The organism is Halanaerobium sp. (genome assembly GCF_003070835.1).
This window is the reverse complement of the sequence record NZ_QBLR01000381.1, coordinates 1-2916: the sequence shown is the minus strand read 5'-3', so window position 1 is coordinate 2916 and position 2916 is coordinate 1. Positions and strand designations below refer to the sequence as shown.

Below are 2916 nucleotides of genomic sequence, written 5' to 3'. Positions count from 1 at the left end.
ATATATTTTTAAACCTTCCAGATTATTAATCAGTTCAATTTCATTTTCTAAAGTCTGCATCTCTAAAAAAGGCTGCTGCTGATTATAATATTCCATTAAGCGTCGATTTAAAAAGATTAAAAATCTCCGCAAAAAGGACTTAATTCGACTCAGGTTATTTTTTTCTTCCTGAACTAAGTAATTATAAATTTTATTAAATTCCTTTTTAGCCTGCTCATAATTTTTATCAATTATTTTGGCAAAAACCTTCTTCTCACTCTGATAGGGGTAAGTATTAATTGAAAATTGTGCATCAGCAGTTTTTTCCTTTGTCTGATTGTAGATATCACTAATAATTTTAAAATCAGAAGAAATACTGCTTTTTTTAACTAAAATATTCTTTTCTCTATTTTTAACTGCAGCTTCTATTTTTTTATATTCTGCTGAATTAATTTTTTCCGGAAGTTGATCATCGATAACTAAAAATATACTGTTAATTAAACCATTATAAGATATTATATTATCAAAGCAGCCTTTAAGCTGGTCTCGAATAAAATTATACAGCTCAGTGTCTATTTTTTGCTGTTCGTCATAATTAAAAGTTATGAAAATAAATTTTTCAGCTTCAATCCCCAGCAGTCTGGTGTGTTTTAGAAAACTTTTTAAGGAAGATTCTGTATTATAAATTATATTTAAAATAATTTCTTTTTCTAAGACAGGCGAAATATTCTTTATTTTCTCCAGCAGCGCTCTTTCTTTTTCATTCTTCTTTTTTTGAGTTTTAATTTTAGCAAGAGCGGTATCAACTACTTCTTTAAAATCTGCTTCAACATATGGTTTAACCAGATAGTCGCTGACCCCAATTTTAATTGACTTTTGTGCATAATCAAATTCACTGTGAGCAGTCAAAATGATAATTTCAGTTCCCGGGACTTTTTCTTTTAATTTTTCTGCCGCCTCCAGCCCATTTAGTTTCGGCATTTTTATATCCATCAAGACCAGATCAACATTATTTTCTAAAGCCTGAAATACAGCTTCTTCTCCATTACTGACTTCAGCAACAATTTCTAGCTCATCCTGATAGAGTTTATTTATAAAAAACTTTATCGCTTTTCTTTCTAAATGTTCATCTTCTGCTATCAATACCTTTATCATTTTTTCCTCCCCTGACAAACTAAAGTAAATTAAGCTTTATTTTTTATTATCTTCTTTTTCTTTTTTTATTGGAATTTCAATAATGACTTCTGTACCCTGTTTAACTTTCGAATTGATTTTTAATAAATTTTTTCCATAATGAAGTTTCAGCCTTTTAATAACATTTAAAATGCCAAGACTTTCTCTTTCATTCTTTTCTCTATTTTGAGGCTGCTCAGTTAAAATTTTATTTAGCTTTTCACTTTCGATACCGATTCCATTGTCTCTAACCCTGATTTCTACTTTATTTGAAAATCTTTTAATTTCAATAATTACCCTTCCTTCTGAATCGGTATCAGCCAGCCCGTGGATAATTGAATTTTCTACAATCGGCTGAATAATCATTGGCGGAATTTCAATCTGGTCCAGATTCCCTTCTGTGATAATCTCAAAATCCATCTGTTCTTTAAAACGGGTTTCCTGAATAGTGAGATAAGCTTTTAATACTTCAATCTCCTTTTTAAATTCCACCATTTTACCCTTATGATCAAGGTTATAGCGCATGATTTTAGAAATAGCAATAATTAAGTTTTGAGTTTCTGCAGCATTCTCAAACATTGCTGTTCTGGAAACAGTATTTAAAGTATTAAATAAAAAATGAGGATCCATCTGCATCTGTAGATTTAAAAGCTGTGATTCTTTTAAAAGCCTCTCTTTTTCGATGTTTTCCATTTTCTCCTGATTGAGTTTATTTTCAAGTTCTGATTTTTCTTTAAGTTCCTGAATATAGTTTCTGATATTCTTTTTCATCAGGTTAAATGTCTGACCTAAAATATTTAACTCCCGGTAATTGATCTCTTCTATATCCTCAATCTCCCAGTGACCCAGTGAGAGATAGCGCGCAGAAGAAGACAATTTTTCTATTGTCTTTAAAATACTGTTTGACATCAAAACTGCAAATATAAAAACTGCAATGCTGATTAAAATAACAACTGCATATATTGTTTTAGATCGGTTTTGAGTATCAACCAACAGGTTTACATAGTTGCTGCTGTGATAGGCAAGATAAGAATTGATCAGATTTTGAGTATGGCTGTTCATATACGAATACAGGGTATCAATATCAGTCAGCTTTTGGTAGGTAGTCTGGTTAAAAACACTGCTGTTAAATAATTCTGCAGCCAGCTGATCGTGATAATCAAGCATATTACTTAAATTTCTATAAAAAGTCCTGCTTTTTTGATCACGCCTGATCTCTGCTTCAATTTCCTGCATCAACTCTGTTATTTCGCTGCGGGAATTCTGATACAGCGCTCTATTTTCTTCGGTCCGCTCCTGAAAAAAGAGATCAAAATGGCGGGAGTTTTCCGTTATTTTTAGAGAAAGCTGATTAAGCTTAAAATTCACATCTACATTCTCCTGATAAATTTCTATCTCTCTATCTCTTCTGATAAAAGAAAGAAAAAACACTATATTTAAAATGATAATAATAATTATAAAAATACTTATTATTCTGCTTCTAATCGATCTTTTTGGTTTTTTGATAAAATCAATAAGTCTGGAAAATATAATTAACACCTCCACTGCTGACAAAATAATATTTTAGCCAGGCTAACATTATAATACTACTTTAATTACCTGAGTGTCAAAGTATAATTTGCTAAAAAAAGACCAGCCGGTTTAATGGCTGGTCTTAATATAATGATTATTAAATTTTTATTTATAAGTGGTGGGGTTAGGCGGATTTGAACCGCCGGCCTACAGATTAGGAATCTGTTGCTCTATCCAGCTGAGCTATAACCC

General features: G+C 31.0%; 2 protein-coding genes. Both read right to left on the bottom strand.

The window, feature by feature from the left end; translation table 11 throughout:
- Positions 1–1134 (bottom strand): response regulator (locus CI949_RS19325; RefSeq protein WP_290769440.1); only part of this gene is annotated, 1134 nt, incomplete at its 3' end.
- A 36-nt stretch (positions 1135–1170) separates the two neighbouring features.
- On the bottom strand, positions 1171–2520 hold the full coding sequence (locus tag CI949_RS19320; RefSeq protein WP_290769438.1) for a sensor histidine kinase: 1350 nt from the start codon (positions 2518–2520) through the stop codon (positions 1171–1173).
- Between the last annotated feature and the right edge of the window lie 396 nt (positions 2521–2916).